This is a genomic window from Pseudomonas sp. B14(2022) (assembly GCF_012030485.1).
Classification (GTDB): Bacteria; Pseudomonadota; Gammaproteobacteria; order Pseudomonadales; family Pseudomonadaceae; genus Aquipseudomonas.
This window is the reverse complement of sequence record NZ_JAAUVM010000016.1, coordinates 40512-56151: the sequence shown is the minus strand read 5'-3', so window position 1 is coordinate 56151 and position 15640 is coordinate 40512. Positions and strand designations below refer to the sequence as shown.

Genomic DNA, 15640 nt, shown 5'->3' with positions numbered 1-15640 from the left:
ATGGCAACGATCAAGGATGTGGCCGCGATTGCAGGTATTTCCTACACCACCGTGTCCCATGTGGTGAACAAGACGCGCCCGGTGAGCGAGCCGGTACGGATCAAGGTTGAAGCGGCGATCAAGCAGCTCGACTACGTGCCCAGCGCCGTCGCGCGTTCGCTCAAGGCTAAGACCACGGCCACCATAGGATTGCTGGTGCCCAACAGCCTCAACCCGTATTTTGCCGAGCTGGCCCGGGGGATCGAGGACTACTGTGAGCGTAATGGCTACTGCGTGATTCTCTGCAACTCCGACGACAACGCAGAAAAACAGCGTAGCTATTTGCGGGTGTTGCTGGAGAAGCGCGTCGACGGCTTGATCGTGACCTCGGTAGGCGGTGATGACAGCGGCCTCGCCGCAGGCTTGAGCGCGGTGCGCACGCCCATGGTGATTGTCGACCGGGCGCTGGACGGTATAGATGTCGACTTGGTGCGCATCGACCATGAGCACGGCGCCTACCTGGCGACCCGGCACTTGCTTGAGCTGGGGCATCGGGATATCGCCTGCATCGGTGGCCCGGCCCATACTCGCGTCGCGCAAATGCGCCTGGCGGGATACCACCGCGCGCTCCGTGAAGCGGGAGTGGAAGTGGTGGCCAATCGCACCCTGGAGAGCGACTTCACCAGCACCGGCGGTTATGCTGCTGCCGTGCAACTGCTGGCGGAAAACCCGCCCAGCGCGATTTTTGCCAGCAACGACATGATCGGTTTCGGCGTGTTGCGTGCTGCGGCGGAGCGCAATATCCGCGTGCCCGGTGAACTGTCGGTGATCGGTTTCGATGACATTCAAATGGGCCGCTACGTGTACCCGGCGCTGACCACGGTCGGGCAGTCGATCCTGCAACTGGGTGAGACGGCGGCCGAGCTTTTACTGCGACGAATTGCAACACCCCAACTGCTGATCGATCAACGCATCGTGACGCCGAGCATCGTATTGCGCGAGTCCACGGCGCCAGTCGCCAGCGTATTCGCCCAATACCGCTGAATCGAATTGATGAGTACTGATGTATGCCAGCAAAAGTAGTGGTAATAGGCAGCTTGAACATGGACCTGGTCACCCGCGCGAGTCGGCTGCCCCGTGCCGGTGAGACCCTGATCGGCCAGACGTTTTCCACGGTGCCTGGCGGCAAGGGCGCCAACCAGGCCGTGGCATCGGCGCGACTGGGGGCCGATGTGGCAATGATCGGTTGTGTCGGTAGCGATGCCTATGGCACTGAACTGCGTGGCGCCTTGCTGGTGGAAGGTATCGATTGCCAGGCGGTGAGCACCGTGGACGGTTCCAGTGGCGTCGCCTTGATTGTGGTGGACGACAGCAGCCAGAACGCGATTGTGATTGTTGCCGGCAGCAACGGCGAGCTGACCCCCGTCTCACTGCAGGCGTCTGATGCGGTGTTGCAGGCCGCCGATGTGATTATCTGTCAGCTTGAAGTGCCGATGGATACCGTGGGCTACACCCTCAAGCGCGGTCGTGAACTGGGCAAGACCGTGATCCTCAACCCCGCGCCGGCCAGCGGCCCGTTGCCCGCTGACTGGTACGCCTCGGTCGACTACCTGATTCCCAACGAAAGTGAAGCCAGCGCACTGAGCGGCGTGACAGTCGACTCCCTCGACAGTGCAAAGGTCGCGGCGACTCGGTTGATCCAGGCGGGAGCTGGCAAGGTCATTATTACCCTGGGTGCCCAAGGTGTGTTGTTTGCCGATGGCCAGGGCTTTGAGCACTTGGTGGCGCCCAAGGTCAAGGCGGTGGATACCACGGCTGCCGGCGATACCTTTGTCGGTGGTTTTGCCGCAGCACTGGCCAGTGGCAAAAGTGAGGCCGAGGCCATCCGTTTCGGCCAGGTCGCGGCAGCATTGTCAGTCACCCGTGCCGGTGCCCAACCCTCCATTCCTACGCTGCATGACGTTCAAGGTTTTGTACCTTTATGAAAAAGACCCCTCTGCTCAATATCGCCTTGTCGCGGTTGATCGCATCCCTGGGCCATGGCGACATCCTGGTGATCGGTGACGCCGGCCTGCCAGTGCCGCCGGGGGTTGAGTTGATTGACCTGGCGCTGACCCAGGGCATTCCCGACTTCATCAGTACCTTGCGTATCGTGCTCAGTGAAATGCAGGTGGAAAGCCACGTACTGGCGGAAGAAATCCTGCTCAAGCAGCCTCCCGCGCTGACTGAGCTGAACGCGTTGACTGAACAGGCCGCCCTCGGCGAGCGACGTCTGCTCAGCCATGAACAATTCAAGCAACTGAGCCGTAACGCGCGCGCTGTCGTGCGTACCGGCGAGTGCCAGCCTTACTGCAATATCGCGCTGGTGTCCGGCGTAACCTTCTAGAGTGTCCCAACGACAAGGAGTGTTTTATGCAACGTGGTCTCCCAACCCTGAGAAATCTGTTTCGGAGTGTCCTGCTTTTGTCCGCACTCACTGCTGCCAGCGCCCAAGCGGCGGAAAAAATCGACTTGATCATCGACACCGACCCAGGCGCCGACGATGTGGTGGCCTTGCTCTTTGCCATGGCTTCCCCGGACGAATTGAACATTCGTGCGCTGACTACCGTCGCCGGCAACGTGCGCCTGGACAAGACCTCGCGTAACGCGCGCCTGGCCCGCGATTGGGCCGGGCGCGAGGAAATCCCGGTGTACGCCGGCGCACCCAAGCCGCTGTTGCGCACACCGATCTATGCCGAGAACATCCATGGCAAAGAAGGTATTTCCGGCGTCACCGTCCATGAGCCTAAAAAGGGCCTGGCTGAAGGCAGCGCCGTTGATTACCTGATCAAGACCCTCCGTGCGGCTAAGCCTCACAGCATCACCATTGCCATGCTCGGCCCGCAGACCAACCTGGCGCTGGCATTGACTCAGGACCCGGAAATCACCCAAGGCATCAAGGAAGTGGTGGTGATGGGTGGTGCGCACTTCAACGGCGGCAATATCACCCCGGTTGCCGAGTTCAACCTGTTCGCCGATCCGATTGCAGCCGAGATTGTGCTCAAGAGTGGCGTCAAGCTGACTTACCTGCCGCTGGACGTGACCCACAAGGTGCTGACCAGTGAGGCGCGCTTGAAAAAGATCGCCGACATCAACAACAACGCGAGCAAGGTTGTCGGCGATATTCTGAATGAGTACGTCAAGGGCGATATGGAGCACTACGGCATCCCGGGCGGACCGGTACATGACGCCACTGTTATCGCTTACTTGCTCAAGCCGTCTTTGTTCACGGGGCGTCAGGCCAATATGGTGGTGGACAGTCGCGAAGGCCCGACCTTCGGCCAGACCATCGTTGATTGGTACGACGGCCTGAAGCAGACAAAGAATGTGTTTTGGGTTGAGAACGGCGACGCCCAGGGCTTCTTCGATCTGCTCACCGAGCGCCTTGCACGCTTGAAGTAACCCGGTCGACGTTCGTCAGCTGGTTCTCATTCCCGCTCGGGGTCTTGTGCCCCCATGTGGTCGGCCGGGTATTTTTCGAATACCTGGCCGATGAATGCTTGCGCCGCCTGGGTGCCGAGTTCCTTGACCAGCAGGTCGATACCGATGATTGCCAGTTCCTCCGGGCTTCCTGGGCTGTAGGAACTTTGCCCTTGGGGCCACTTGGCTTTGATGTCGGCTTGGAGCGTTACGGTGGTCATGGAAGTCTCACGGGTTGAAATACTGGGCAGTGCGCTGGAACGCGGCTCTAACGGGCGCAGTTAATCATTTTGCGCGGGGTTTGGCACTGCTACTTAGGCATGAAGCAGGCGCTGTGCGACACTGTCCCCCTGTTTAATTGCCGGGGGACCCCGCGTGCAGATCGATTTGAGTAACCCCGAGAACCTGACCCTGGCCGCCGTGCGCCAACTGATCGCCAGTGCCAGTGATGACGAACATACCCAGTTGCGTGTGACCAAGGCTGGGATTGCCTACATATCTTCGGGGGTGGTGGGAGGCACTGATATCGACGGCCTGCTGTTTCGCCTGGAGACCTGGGCCAAGGGCTCCGGTTATGTCGGCAACGTCGCAGCCAGCGACGAGGTCTGGGTCACACAGATTTTTAATGCGCTGAAGCAAAACTGGCCGAAGCCGCCATTTGATTACATCGACATCTACTGATTACGTTCATATTTGGTCACGATTGATCGGGCGAATGCTTGCTGATAGTCGGGCAGACTTGCCTATCGGCGGTTTACGTTTTGAAACCTATCATCCAGACCGCTGTCGCAAGATCTCTGTTCATTTTTCAATAGGAGGCTTCATGCCTTGGAAGCTCGCATCATTCGGTACTTTGTTGGCAGCACTCGCGTTGGCGGGTTGCAGCACCCCGGGTGCCTCTGAGCCAGCCAAAGACGCCGCCGTGACCGATGCCGGTCATAGCCGCTGTGAGTCGAAGGCCGCCGAATTCAGCATTGGCCAGAAAGCCTCGCCGCAGTTGCTGGAGCAGGCCCGTACCCGCGCTGGCGCGCAGAACGCACGGATTCTCAAGCCCAACGATATGATCACGCTGGAATACCGCTCCGACCGCTTGAACCTGAATACCGATGACAATCTGGTGGTCACGCGCGTTAATTGCGGCTGATCGTTTCCAGGCTTTTGCAACGCCCATAAAAAACCCCGTCACATGGACGGGGTTTTTTTAGCTCAGCGGAGAATTACTCGCCGCGAACCTGTGCAGCTTGCATACCCTTTTGGCCTTTCTCAGCCACGAAGGAGACGGTTTGGCCTTCTTTCAGGCTTTTGAAACCGTCGCTTTCGATAGCTTTGAAGTGTACGAACAGGTCGTCACCGCCACCTTGAGGAGTGATGAAGCCGAAGCCTTTTTCATCGTTGAACCATTTAACGGTGCCGGTTTGGCGATTAGACATGGTGTATCTCCAAGAAACATATATTTTCAGTAGTGCTGTGCTGCTCAGGCCAACTGGGCACACTGGGCTATCATAGTCGAAATGTTCGGCTTGGGAGCCCCCCCAAGGCATTGTTTGCTAATCAATAGCGTTGCGTTTGGTGCTTGTGTCGGCTGAAAGCCCCGATCTACGGGGCTTCGGCACGAAATATAAGCTGGTAAAAAAAGCCGTAAAAGCTGCGTAATTTGTGAGAAATGGCAGTTTTCGGGCTGTTTTTCCGGCAAAACGGACGTCTGATCAGGGCCCGATCTTACTTTTTCTTCACGACTTTGCAGGACGAAATAGCCGCGACCGCTTTGTTTTTAAGCTCCGGGCTGGCGTTCTGGTTGGTCATGAGTTCCTTGATTTCTGCTGTGCTCAATTCGGCGTTGATCTTGTCAGCGCCACATTCGCAATGGGCCTTGGCAGTTTTGGCATCAACGTTCTGGCTGGCAGCTGCGCTGCAGTCGCTGACGAAGCTGTCGCGGGCGCCCGCTGGCCAATTGGACGGGGCGGCGGCCTGCGCGCCGAGGGAAAGGAGGCTCAGGGTAGCGGCGAGAGCGAGGGTAGAGGTGAAACGCATCATGGGATGCTCCTTTGGGTCGAGGACGAACGGCGATTCTCAGTGGGTTTGAGGCATGGCGTACAGCCCAAGTTCACTTTTGCAGCTATAAAGGCTGGAATTTGTCTTTAACATCAGGTGTGCCCGGCGCGATGACCGTTCATCTGTGCTAGCATCTTCCGCTTGGCTAATTCCGGGTGCGCCATTTGCCGCCTTGCCATGTTTCTTTTTAGCTCACTCCAGTCACTGTGGTTCGATTATCGGTTGGCCGAAAGGCTCCTGCCGCTGTAAGGCAGGCGTTCATCACTGAACGGCCTGGTGTTGGATCTTGTACTGGCTCATCCCAACCCACGTGACCTTTGGTAGGGGTCACCACTAGGAGAGGAGGCGCCATGCCAACTATTACTCTTCCCGACGGCAGTCAACGTTCATTCGATCATTCGGTTTCCGTAGCCGAGGTCGCCGCCTCCATTGGTGCCGGCCTGGCCAAGGCCACCGTGGCCGGCAAGGTCGATGGCAAGCTGGTTGACGCCAGCGACCTGATCACCTCCGATGCCAGCCTGCAAATCATCACGCCCAAGGATCAAGAGGGGCTGGAGATCATTCGCCACTCTTGCGCGCACCTGATTGGCCATGCGGTCAAGCAGCTGTACCCAACTGCGAAAATGGTGATCGGCCCGGTCATCGACGAAGGTTTTTACTACGACATCGCCTACGAGCGTCCTTTCACTCCGGACGATCTGGCCGCCATCGAACAGCGCATGCACGCACTGATCGAAAAAGATTACGACGTCATCAAGAAAGTCACCCCGCGTGCCGAGGTGATCGACGTGTTCACCGCGCGTGGCGAGGACTACAAGCTGCGTCTGGTGGAAGACATGCCGGACGAACAGGCAATGGGCCTGTACTACCACGAAGAATACGTCGACATGTGCCGTGGTCCGCACGTGCCGAACACGCGCTTCCTCAAATCGTTCAAGCTGACCAAATTGTCTGGTGCCTACTGGCGCGGCGATGCGAAGAACGAGCAGTTGCAACGGATCTACGGCACCGCCTGGGCTGACAAGAAGCAGCTGGCCGCCTATATCCAGCGCATTGAAGAAGCCGAAAAGCGCGATCACCGCAAGATCGGCAAGCGTCTTAACCTGTTCCACCTCCAGGAAGAAGCGCCGGGCATGGTGTTCTGGCACCCGAACGGCTGGACCCTGTACCAGGTGCTTGAGCAGTACATGCGCAAGGTTCAGCGCGACAACGGTTACCTGGAGATCAAGACCCCACAGGTCGTTGATCGCAGCCTGTGGGAGAAGTCCGGGCACTGGGCCAACTACGCCGACAACATGTTCACTACACAATCGGAAAACCGCGACTACGCCATCAAGCCGATGAACTGCCCTTGCCACGTGCAGGTGTTCAACCAGGGCTTGAAGAGCTACCGCGAGTTGCCGATGCGTTTGGCCGAGTTCGGCGCCTGCCACCGTAACGAGCCATCGGGTGCGCTGCACGGCATCATGCGTGTGCGCGGCTTCACCCAGGACGACGCCCACATCTTCTGTACCGAAGAGCAGATGCAGGCCGAATCCGCCGCGTTCATCAAGCTGACCATGGACGTTTATCGCGATTTCGGCTTTACCGAAGTCGAGATGAAGCTGTCCACTCGTCCGGAAAAACGCGTCGGTTCCGACGAACTGTGGGACCGCGCTGAAGCGGCACTGGCCGCAGCGCTAGACAGTGCGGGCCTTGCGTACGACCTGCAGCCGGGCGAGGGTGCCTTCTACGGTCCGAAGATCGAGTTCTCGTTGAAAGATTGCCTTGGCCGTGTCTGGCAATGTGGTACCTTGCAGCTCGATTTTAACCTGCCGATCCGTTTGGGAGCCGAATACGTCTCCGAAGACAACAGCCGTAAACACCCGGTTATGCTGCACCGGGCGATCCTCGGTTCGTTCGAACGGTTCGTCGGGATCCTGATCGAGCACTACGAGGGTGCGTTCCCTGCGTGGCTGGCTCCGACTCAGGCAGTGATCATGAATATCACTGATAAACAGGCAGATTTTGCTGCTGAAGTTGAAAAAACTCTCAACGAAAGCGGATTTCGTGCCAAGTCCGACTTGAGAAATGAAAAGATCGGCTTTAAAATCCGCGAGCATACTTTGCTCAAGGTTCCCTATCTTTTGGTTATCGGAGATCGGGAAGTCGAGATGCAGACTGTCGCTGTGCGTACTCGTGAAGGTGCTGACCTGGGCTCGATGCCCGTCGCCCAGTTCGCTGAGTTCCTCGCGCAAGCGGTTTCCCGGCGTGGTCGCCCAGATTCGGAGTAATTATTATTAAGCGTGAAATGAGACAAGATAAACGAGCTGCACCGAAAGCCCCGATCAACGAGAATATCTCGGCACGCGAGGTTCGGTTAATTGGCGCTGACGGCGAGCAGATTGGCATCGTCTCGATTGATGAAGCGCTTCGTATTGCAGAAGAGTCCAAGTTGGACCTGGTGGAAATTTCCGCCGATGCAATCCCACCCGTTTGCCGGGTGATGGACTACGGCAAGTCGATCTTCGAAAAGAAGAAGCAGGTTGCCGCGGCGAAGAAGAACCAGAAGCAGATTCAAGTAAAAGAAATCAAGTTTCGTCCAGGGACGGAGGAAGGGGATTACCAGGTAAAACTGCGCAACCTGGTACGTTTCCTGAGTGATGGGGACAGGGCCAAGGTATCCTTGCGATTCCGCGGCCGTGAGATGGCCCACCAGGAGCTGGGGATGGAACTCCTCAAGCGGGTTGAAGCTGACCTGCTCGAGTACGGTTCGGTCGAACAGCATCCTAAGATGGAAGGACGCCAGCTGATCATGGTCATCGCCCCGAAAAAGAAGAAGTAATCAACAGGGCACGGCAGGCCTTCTGATTATGTTTATCAACTGAATGCGGAGTATCCGAACATGCCAAAGATGAAGACTAAAAGTGGTGCTGCTAAGCGGTTTCTGAAAACTGCTAACGGTATCAAGCACAAGCACGCTTTCAAGAGCCACATCCTGACCAAAATGTCGACCAAGCGTAAGCGTCAACTGCGCGGTAGCAGCTTGCTGCATCCGTCTGACGTGGCAAAAGTCGAGCGCATGCTGCGCCTTCGTTAATTTTGGATCAAGAATAGAGGAAGTAACTCATGGCTCGTGTAAAGCGTGGCGTCATTGCCCGTAAACGTCACAAAAAAATTCTGAAACTCGCTAAAGGCTACTACGGCGCGCGTTCACGCGTATTCCGTGTTGCCAAGCAAGCGGTAATCAAGGCAGGCCAATACGCCTACCGCGACCGTCGTCAGAAAAAACGTCAGTTCCGCGCTCTGTGGATCGCTCGTATCAACGCTGGTGCACGTGTTAACGGTCTGTCCTACAGCCGTTTCATCGCTGGCCTGAAAAAAGCGTCCATCGAAATCGACCGTAAGGTTCTGGCTGAACTGGCTGTGAACGAAAAAGCGGTGTTTGCTGCGATTGTCGAGAAAGCTAAAGCCACCTTGGCTTAAGTACCCCCGACAGTCACCCTGGGCTGCTCCTGTAGCCCAAGGTGGTAAACGTCATAAATAGGGGAAGAGCCTTCAAGCTCTTCCCCTATTTTGTATCTGGAGTCTGTACATGGAAAACCTGGACGCGCTCGTCGCTCAAGCTCTTGAGGCTGTGCAAAGCGCTGAAGATATCAATGCCCTGGAGCAAATCCGGGTTCACTACCTTGGCAAAAAGGGTGAATTGACTCAGGTGATGAAGACCCTGGGGAATTTGCCGGCTGAAGAGCGCCCGCAAGTCGGTGCGCTGATCAACGTCGCCAAGGAGCGTGTCACAGAGGTGCTCAATGCGCGCAAGGCGTCGCTCGAGGAGGCCGATCTTGCGGCCAAGCTCGCCGCCGAGTCCATTGATGTGACCTTGCCTGGCCGTGGCCAGGCCTCGGGCGGTCTGCATCCGATCACCCGGACTCTGGAACGTATCGAGCAGTTCTTCACCCACATCGGCTACGGCATTGCCGAAGGCCCTGAGGTCGAAGACGATTATCACAACTTCGAGGCGCTCAACATCCCAGGCCATCACCCGGCCCGGTCGATGCACGACACCTTCTATTTCAACGCAAACATGCTGTTGCGCACGCATACCTCTCCGGTACAGGTCCGCACCATGGAAGCGAACAAGCCGCCGATCCGCATTGTCTGCCCAGGCCGTGTGTACCGCAGCGACTCCGATATCACCCACTCGCCGATGTTCCATCAGGTCGAAGGCCTGCTGATTGATCGCGACATCAACTTCGCCGACCTCAAGGGCACCATCGAAGAGTTCCTGCGGGTGTTCTTCGAGAAAGAGTTGGCGGTGCGTTTCCGTCCATCGTTCTTCCCGTTCACCGAGCCGTCCGCAGAAGTCGACATGGAATGCGTGATGTGCAGCGGTAAAGGCTGCCGCGTCTGCAAACAGACTGGCTGGCTGGAAGTGATGGGCTGCGGCATGGTTCACCCCAACGTGCTGCGCATGTCCGGGATCGATCCGGAAGAGTTCTCGGGCTTTGCCTTCGGCATGGGCGTTGAGCGTCTGGCCATGCTGCGTTACGGCGTGAACGACTTGCGTCTGTTCTTCGACAACGACTTGCGGTTCCTCGCGCAATTTCGCTAGTCGTAACGAATCTTTAGGAGAGCAGGATGAAATTCAGTGAACAATGGCTGCGTGGCTGGGTAAGCCCGCAGGTAGACCGCGATGCGCTGGTTGCGCGTCTGTCGATGGCCGGTCTTGAGGTCGATAGCGTTACGCCGGCCGCCGGTGTTTTCAGTGGCGTGGTCGTGGGTGAGGTGTTGAGCACCGAGCAACACCCCGATGCCGACAAATTACGTGTGTGCCAGGTCAGCAATGGCGCGCAAACGTTCCAGGTCGTGTGCGGAGCGCCTAACGTGCGCCCGGGCCTGAAGATCCCGTTCGCCATGATCGGCGCCGAACTGCCGGGCGACTTCAAGATCAAGAAGGCCAAGCTGCGTGGGGTCGAGTCCAACGGCATGCTGTGCTCCCAGGCGGAGTTGCAAGTAGGCGAGGGCAACGATGGCCTGATGGAGCTGCCGGGCGATGCGCCAGTGGGGCAGGACATTCGCGTCTATCTGGAACTGGAAGACGCCAGCATCGAGGTCGACCTGACTCCGAACCGTGGCGATTGCTTGTCCCTGGCTGGCCTGGCCCGTGAAGTAGGTGCGCTGTACAACGCTCCAGTGACTCGTCCAGTGGTTGCTGCAGTGGCTGCGGTGCACGATGAAGTGCGTCCGATCGAAGTGCTGGCGCCAAACGCCTGCCCACGTTACCTGGGGCGCGTGATCCGCAACGTTGACCTGTCCAAGTCAACCCCGCTGTGGATGGTTGAGCGCCTGCGTCGTGCCGACGTGCGCAGCATCGACGCTGCCGTCGATATCACCAACTACGTGATGCTTGAACTGGGCCAACCGCTGCATGCTTTCGATCTCGCTGAAATCAATGGCGGCATCCGCGTGCGTATGGCCGAAGAAGGCGAGAAGCTGGTTCTGCTCGACGGCCAGGAAGTCAGCCTGCGCGCCGACACCCTGGTGATCGCTGACCACTCCCGCGCCCTGGCGATTGCCGGTGTGATGGGAGGCGAGCACAGCGGTGTGTCTGCAACTACGCGCGATGTATTTCTTGAAAGCGCCTTTTTCGACCAGATTGCCATCGCTGGCAAGGCCCGCTCCTACGGCCTGCACACTGATGCTTCGCACCGCTATGAGCGTGGTGTGGACTGGAAGCTCGCCCGTGAAGCCATGGAGCGCGCCACTGGCCTGCTGCTGGAAATCACCGGTGGCGAAGCCGGCCCGATCACTGAAACCGTCAGCGAGCAGTATCTGCCGTCTGTTGCGCCGATCACCCTGCGCGCCAAAAGCGTCGAACAAATGCTCGGCCTGGTCATCGCTCCGGCTGAAATCGAGCAATTGTTGTCGGCCCTCGGGTTGAACATTTCTGCGGGTGGGGAAGGGCAGTGGCATGTTGAAGTGCCAAGCCATCGCTTCGATATCAGCCTGGAAGTCGATCTGATCGAAGAACTGGCTCGCCTGTACGGCTACAACCGCTTGCCGGTTCGTTACCCGCAAGCGCGCCTGGCACCGCAACCCAAGGCAGAAGCGCGTGCGCATTTGCCTGAGCTGCGCCGTCTGCTGGTTGCCCGTGGCTATCAGGAAGCGGTGACCTACAGCTTCATCGATCCCAAGCAGTTCGAGCTGTTCAACCCGGGCGTCGAACCGCTGCTGCTGGCCAACCCGATCTCCAACGACATGGCCGCCATGCGTTCGTCCCTGTGGCCAGGCCTGGTGAAAGCCCTTTCCCATAACCTGAACCGTCAGCAAGACCGCGTGCGCATGTTCGAAAGCGGCCTGCGGTTTGTCGGTCAACTCGACGGCCTGAAGCAAGAGCCAATGCTGGCCGGTGTTGTTTGCGGCAGCCGCTTGCCGGAAGGCTGGGCGCAAGGCCGTGATGCCGTGGACTTCTTCGACGTTAAAGCTGACGTGGAAGCGGTACTGGGCTTTGCCGGTGCGCTGGACGACTTCAAATTTGTGCCAGGCAACCACCCGGCGTTGCACCCTGGCCAGACTGCGCGTATCGAACGTGACGGTCGCCTGGTGGGCTTCGTCGGCGCCATCCACCCAGAGCTGTCGAAAACCCTTGGGCTCGACCGCCCGGTCTTCGTCTTCGAGCTGGTCCTGGCCGAAGTGGCCTCGGGCAAGATGCCTAAATTCAGCGAGTTGTCGCGCTTCCCTGAAGTGCGTCGCGACCTGGCCCTGATCGCCGATCGTGAAGTCGCCGCCACTGCCGTTCTGGATGTAATCCGTGAAAATGCAGGGGAATGGCTGACAGACCTCAGGCTATTTGACGTCTATCAGGGTAAAGGCATTGATCCGCATAGAAAAAGCCTTGCAGTTGGCTTGACCTGGCAGCATCCATCGCGCACTCTTAATGACGATGAGGTGAATACCACGACACAAAATATCCTCACCTCGCTCGAACAAAGGTTGAACGCCACGTTAAGGAAGTGACGTATGGGGGCTTTGACGAAAGCTGAGATGGCGGAACGTCTGTACGAAGAGTTGGGTCTGAACAAGCGCGAGGCCAAGGAATTGGTCGAGCTGTTTTTTGAAGAGATCAGGCACGCTCTGGAAGACAACGAACAGGTCAAATTGTCCGGTTTCGGCAACTTTGACCTGCGGGACAAACGCCAGCGGCCTGGCCGCAATCCAAAAACGGGAGAAGAAATCCCGATCACGGCTCGCCGTGTGGTCACCTTTCGTCCAGGGCAGAAGTTGAAGGCCCGAGTTGAGGCTTATGCTGGAACCAAGTCATAACGACGAGCTACCCGTCATCCCAGGCAAACGCTACTTCACCATAGGTGAAGTCAGCGAACTTTGTGCGGTAAAACCGCACGTATTGCGCTATTGGGAGCAGGAGTTTCCTCAACTCAACCCCGTCAAACGCACCGGGAACCGTCGGTATTATCAGCGCCAGGATGTGCTGATGATCCGACAGATCCGTGCATTGCTGTACGATCAGGGGTTCACCATCAGCGGCGCGCGCCAGCGTATGTCCGGTGATGAGGCCAAAGACGACACCACCCAGTACAAGCAACTGATCCGCCAGATGATCTCCGAACTGGAAGATGTGCTGGTGGTTTTGAAAAAATGATTCAGGCTTTTAAAATACTTCCACATTTCAAAAGCTTGCGGTATATTCCTGATCGCTTCGTTACGAAGCGAATCCAGTAACACGCCTAGTCGGGGCGTAGCGCAGTCCGGTAGCGCACTAGCATGGGGTGCTAGGGGTCGAGTGTTCGAATCACTCCGTCCCGACCATTATTCCTGAGTAAAATCAGACTCTTAAGCCGATCAGATAGATCGGCTTTTTTGTGCCTGCGCAAAACCCGCGAAAGCTACATATCTTAGTGTAATTGTTAGCCGGTTCCGACTGAGCTAACCAGTTAGAAGGATTTATGGGGTTGCCCGTTGGAGACTATTCTTGAAGCTAATGGGCGAACGGCTACCGTAAACCGGCAGCCGCCCTTGCGCCCCTTAAACCTTAAACCGCTCCACCAACCGCTCCAATTCATGCCCCAAGCGCGCCAGCTCGTTACTCGACGCTGCGGTTTCTTCGCAGGTGTTGGCCGTCTGGTCGGAGATGTTGCGAACGTTGATCACGCTGCGATTGATCTCCTCGGTGACGGCGCTTTGCTGTTCCGCTGCCGTGGCAATCTGCTGATTCATTGACTGAATGATTGAGACCTTGCCCGTGATGTTCTCCAGCGCATTGACCGCCCGATGGGTGCATTCCACGCTGCTTTCGCTCAGTACCCGGCTGCTTTCCATGCCTGAGGCCACGGCGTGGGTGCCGCTCTGTACCCCGGCGACCAGGCTTTCAATTTCTTCAGTGGAGCGCTGGGTACGCAGTGCGAGGCTGCGGACTTCGTCTGCCACCACTGCGAAGCCACGGCCAGCCTCTCCGGCGCGGGCCGCTTCGATGGCCGCGTTCAGCGCCAGCAGGTTGGTTTGCTGGGCGACGGCTTTGATTACATCCAGTACGCCGCCGATCTTGTCGCTTTGTTCCTGGAGATGGCGCACCGCTTCGGCCGACTGGTTGAGTTCTGCCGCCAGGCGTTGGATCTGCGCAATCGCCTCACCCACGATTTCCTCCCCCTCGCAGGCTTGTTGATCCGCGCTGGACGCGGCCGCAGAGGCTTCTTCAGCATTGCGTGCGACGTTGTGAACAGTGGTGGTCATCTCGTTCATCGCGGTGGCCACATGATCCGTTTCGGCTTTTTGATTGCTGATGCCGGAATTCGTGTGCTCGGTGACTGCCGACAACTGCTCGGCCGCGCTGGCCACCTGGATAACACCGGAGCGAATACCGTCAATCAGCTCATGAAGGTTGTGCATCATCTGCGCAAGGCCTGATTGCAGTTGGCCCAACTCGTCACGCCGGTCGACCTTTACAGGCTCGGTCAAATCACCCTGGGCAATGCGGTTCACTGCCTGGAGCGTGTGTTGCAGTGGGTTCACGATTTGGCGGGTGATGACCCAGGCGGCGAGTGTACCCAGCAACAGTGCCAGGGCCGCGACGAGTCCCAGCAGCGTCTTGGCAGAGGCGGCATCGGCATCGCGTTTGGTATTTTGCGATTGAATGAGGGTTTGCGTGGTGTCGAGTAACAGGTCACCCAACTGCCCCATCCGTTTAAATAGCGCCGCCTGGTCAATGTCAGGCGTGGACAGGTCGTGCAGGCGTTTTCCGTACTCGTTGACCGCATCTTCCTGCTGCTGGATCAGGTCTTCATCCATCGGCTCGATAAACAGTTCCCGGATACTGTGCAGATGGGCTGCAAGTTGATCCAGGGTTTGTTGCAAGGGTTGATAGGCATCCGCTGGAGCGTTGGTACCGATGCGCAAACGGATGATTCGCAAGTCTTTGGTGTAGTTGCTGATCTGCGCAATTTTTTCAACCTTAAGCCCGCGCTCGGTCAGTGTCACAACGGCGTACCAGCCGGTCGCGGCCAGCAAGAGCGCAAGCCCCAGCACCAGGCCGAACCCCCAACTTAATTTAGCACTGACTCGGATATTGCTGATCCAGCCAAACATACAGACTCCCGAAAATAACGCAGGTTGATTATTGATCCCCTGAGTGTCGACCAAGACCTCCAGTGCTTTAATTTTCAGCATGTTCCACACCTCAACTTGGACCTTGTGTGAAAAAATATAGCCAGGTGGTGTTCATGGGCTGTAGTGTTACTGAAAGGATACAGCCTTATGTTTTTCAGGCGTTGGCGGGGATGGTGGTTAGTAAACTAAGTTGGTTTTCTGAGACCCACAATGTTGTCTTGTGCTTTAGTCGAATATCCAGAAGGACCGAGTTCTGGCTGGCCAGAATGTTTGCGGCTAACTATCGAAAGACAGGAGGCAGTCACCAGGTATTTAAAGGTTTATGGTTTTTTTTAGGTAGGAAAACAAATGGTCCTGGCAGGCCCTGTATTGGTTTTCCAGGTTCTCGACTTCCCACATGCGCGCGAGCCAGACGTCATCACAGGCTGCTTCCAAATGGTTGACGGTTGTCATCCAGGCCGTTTGGGCGTTAGCGGTTGCTTGTATTAAATGCAATAGCTCCTCATTAATCGCAAGTGCATTCGGTGTGGGGGGCTTGAGGGACATTAAA

Annotated in this window: 18 protein-coding genes and 1 tRNA gene; 15 read left to right on the top strand and 4 right to left on the bottom strand. The window is 57.4% G+C overall.

Features of this window, described 5'->3' with window-relative positions:
• Genes HCF10_RS21425 through HCF10_RS21410 form a run of 4 tightly spaced genes read left to right on the top strand, consistent with a single transcriptional unit; the run spans position 1 to position 3420 of the window.
• Positions 1-1023 (top strand): LacI family DNA-binding transcriptional regulator, encoded by a 1023-nt coding sequence (locus HCF10_RS21425; RefSeq protein ID WP_167656354.1) that lies wholly within the window; start codon positions 1-3, stop codon positions 1021-1023.
• A gap of 23 nt (positions 1024-1046) precedes the next feature.
• The gene (gene rbsK, locus HCF10_RS21420; protein WP_131700539.1) at positions 1047-1964 is read left to right on the top strand and encodes a ribokinase; all 918 of its coding nucleotides are present in this window, start codon (positions 1047-1049) and stop codon (positions 1962-1964) included.
• Positions 1961-2365: a D-ribose pyranase gene (gene rbsD, locus HCF10_RS21415; protein WP_131700540.1), complete on the top strand. Its 405-nt coding sequence runs from the start codon at positions 1961-1963 to the stop codon at positions 2363-2365. Before rbsK ends, rbsD begins: the two co-directional genes overlap by 4 nt.
• 26 nt (positions 2366-2391) lie before the next feature.
• On the top strand, positions 2392-3420 hold the full coding sequence (locus HCF10_RS21410) for a nucleoside hydrolase (protein WP_167656353.1): 1029 nt from the start codon (positions 2392-2394) through the stop codon (positions 3418-3420).
• 26 nt (positions 3421-3446) lie between these two features.
• Here the strand turns inward: HCF10_RS21410 and HCF10_RS21405 are convergent, their stop codons facing one another.
• A complete protein-coding gene (locus HCF10_RS21405) occupies positions 3447-3659 on the bottom strand; it encodes a hypothetical protein (protein WP_053128891.1) in 213 nt (70 codons plus the stop codon).
• A gap of 154 nt (positions 3660-3813) precedes the next feature.
• Between HCF10_RS21405 and HCF10_RS21400 the strand changes: the two genes are divergently transcribed.
• Positions 3814-4119: a hypothetical protein gene (locus HCF10_RS21400; RefSeq protein WP_131700542.1), complete on the top strand. Its 306-nt coding sequence runs from the start codon at positions 3814-3816 to the stop codon at positions 4117-4119.
• A 142-nt stretch (positions 4120-4261) separates the two neighbouring features.
• Positions 4262-4582: an I78 family peptidase inhibitor gene (locus HCF10_RS21395; RefSeq protein ID WP_131700543.1), complete on the top strand. Its 321-nt coding sequence runs from the start codon at positions 4262-4264 to the stop codon at positions 4580-4582.
• A gap of 73 nt (positions 4583-4655) precedes the next feature.
• Here HCF10_RS21395 and HCF10_RS21390 read toward each other — a convergent pair whose 3' ends face one another.
• Both HCF10_RS21390 and HCF10_RS21385 read right to left on the bottom strand, forming a co-directional pair.
• Positions 4656-4868, bottom strand: coding sequence for a cold-shock protein (locus tag HCF10_RS21390; RefSeq protein WP_003234260.1), 213 nt, complete (start codon positions 4866-4868; stop codon positions 4656-4658).
• A gap of 289 nt (positions 4869-5157) precedes the next feature.
• Entirely contained in the window at positions 5158-5472 is a 315-nt protein-coding gene (locus HCF10_RS21385; protein ID WP_131700544.1) for a hypothetical protein, read from the bottom strand.
• A 368-nt stretch (positions 5473-5840) separates the two neighbouring features.
• On the opposite strand from HCF10_RS21385, the gene thrS reads away from it, so the two are divergent.
• The 9 genes from thrS (at position 5841) to HCF10_RS21340 (ending at position 13296) form a co-directional block, all read left to right on the top strand.
• The gene (gene thrS, locus HCF10_RS21380; protein ID WP_048719014.1) at positions 5841-7763 is read left to right on the top strand and encodes a threonine--tRNA ligase; all 1923 of its coding nucleotides are present in this window, start codon (positions 5841-5843) and stop codon (positions 7761-7763) included.
• Positions 7763-8314: a translation initiation factor IF-3 gene (gene infC, locus HCF10_RS21375; RefSeq protein WP_015884933.1), complete on the top strand. Its 552-nt coding sequence runs from the start codon at positions 7763-7765 to the stop codon at positions 8312-8314. Before thrS ends, infC begins: the two co-directional genes overlap by 1 nt.
• Before the next feature lie 60 nt (positions 8315-8374).
• Positions 8375-8569, top strand: a complete 195-nt coding sequence (gene rpmI / locus HCF10_RS21370) for a 50S ribosomal protein L35 (RefSeq protein ID WP_002553160.1) — start codon at positions 8375-8377, stop codon at positions 8567-8569.
• Between the two features lie 29 nt (positions 8570-8598).
• Positions 8599-8955 (top strand): 50S ribosomal protein L20, encoded by a 357-nt coding sequence (rplT, locus tag HCF10_RS21365; protein WP_003174975.1) that lies wholly within the window; start codon positions 8599-8601, stop codon positions 8953-8955.
• 109 nt (positions 8956-9064) lie between these two features.
• Complete coding sequence (gene pheS / locus HCF10_RS21360) at positions 9065-10081, top strand: phenylalanine--tRNA ligase subunit alpha (RefSeq protein WP_131700545.1); 1017 nt, start codon at positions 9065-9067, stop codon at positions 10079-10081.
• Between the two features lie 26 nt (positions 10082-10107).
• A complete protein-coding gene (gene pheT / locus HCF10_RS21355) occupies positions 10108-12486 on the top strand; it encodes a phenylalanine--tRNA ligase subunit beta (protein ID WP_167656352.1) in 2379 nt (792 codons plus the stop codon).
• Between the two features lie 3 nt (positions 12487-12489).
• Positions 12490-12792 (top strand): integration host factor subunit alpha, encoded by a 303-nt coding sequence (gene ihfA / locus HCF10_RS21350; protein ID WP_002553164.1) that lies wholly within the window; start codon positions 12490-12492, stop codon positions 12790-12792.
• On the top strand, positions 12773-13129 hold the full coding sequence (locus tag HCF10_RS21345; protein ID WP_003174972.1) for a MerR family transcriptional regulator: 357 nt from the start codon (positions 12773-12775) through the stop codon (positions 13127-13129). The genes ihfA and HCF10_RS21345 overlap by 20 nt, the downstream gene beginning before the upstream one ends.
• A gap of 90 nt (positions 13130-13219) precedes the next feature.
• Positions 13220-13296: transfer RNA gene (locus HCF10_RS21340), tRNA-Pro, on the top strand.
• Positions 13297-13512: 216 nt separating this feature from the next.
• On the opposite strand, the gene HCF10_RS21335 is transcribed toward HCF10_RS21340, so the two are convergent.
• Complete coding sequence (locus tag HCF10_RS21335) at positions 13513-15069, bottom strand: methyl-accepting chemotaxis protein (protein WP_167656351.1); 1557 nt, start codon at positions 15067-15069, stop codon at positions 13513-13515.
• Positions 15070-15640 lie beyond the last annotated feature (571 nt).

Bases quoted from the DNA above. Each gene is read 5' to 3' on its own strand.
- rbsK (WP_131700539.1), top strand. From the start codon at position 1,047: ATGCCAGCAAAAGTAGTGGTAATAGGCAGCTTGAACATGGACCTGGTC.
- HCF10_RS21425 (WP_167656354.1), top strand. From the start codon at position 1: ATGGCAACGATCAAGGATGTGGCCGCGATTGCAGGTATTTCCTACACC.
- pheT (WP_167656352.1), top strand. From the start codon at position 10,108: ATGAAATTCAGTGAACAATGGCTGCGTGGCTGGGTAAGCCCGCAGGTA.
- thrS (WP_048719014.1), top strand. From the start codon at position 5,841: ATGCCAACTATTACTCTTCCCGACGGCAGTCAACGTTCATTCGATCAT.
- rpmI (WP_002553160.1), top strand. From the start codon at position 8,375: ATGCCAAAGATGAAGACTAAAAGTGGTGCTGCTAAGCGGTTTCTGAAA.
- HCF10_RS21335 (WP_167656351.1), bottom strand. From the start codon at position 15,069: ATGTTTGGCTGGATCAGCAATATCCGAGTCAGTGCTAAATTAAGTTGG.
- rplT (WP_003174975.1), top strand. From the start codon at position 8,599: ATGGCTCGTGTAAAGCGTGGCGTCATTGCCCGTAAACGTCACAAAAAA.
- HCF10_RS21410 (WP_167656353.1), top strand. From the start codon at position 2,392: ATGCAACGTGGTCTCCCAACCCTGAGAAATCTGTTTCGGAGTGTCCTG.
- HCF10_RS21390 (WP_003234260.1), bottom strand. From the start codon at position 4,868: ATGTCTAATCGCCAAACCGGCACCGTTAAATGGTTCAACGATGAAAAA.
- HCF10_RS21405 (WP_053128891.1), bottom strand. From the start codon at position 3,659: ATGACCACCGTAACGCTCCAAGCCGACATCAAAGCCAAGTGGCCCCAA.
- HCF10_RS21345 (WP_003174972.1), top strand. From the start codon at position 12,773: ATGCTGGAACCAAGTCATAACGACGAGCTACCCGTCATCCCAGGCAAA.
- rbsD (WP_131700540.1), top strand. From the start codon at position 1,961: ATGAAAAAGACCCCTCTGCTCAATATCGCCTTGTCGCGGTTGATCGCA.
- HCF10_RS21385 (WP_131700544.1), bottom strand. From the start codon at position 5,472: ATGATGCGTTTCACCTCTACCCTCGCTCTCGCCGCTACCCTGAGCCTC.
- pheS (WP_131700545.1), top strand. From the start codon at position 9,065: ATGGAAAACCTGGACGCGCTCGTCGCTCAAGCTCTTGAGGCTGTGCAA.
- ihfA (WP_002553164.1), top strand. From the start codon at position 12,490: ATGGGGGCTTTGACGAAAGCTGAGATGGCGGAACGTCTGTACGAAGAG.
- HCF10_RS21395 (WP_131700543.1), top strand. From the start codon at position 4,262: ATGCCTTGGAAGCTCGCATCATTCGGTACTTTGTTGGCAGCACTCGCG.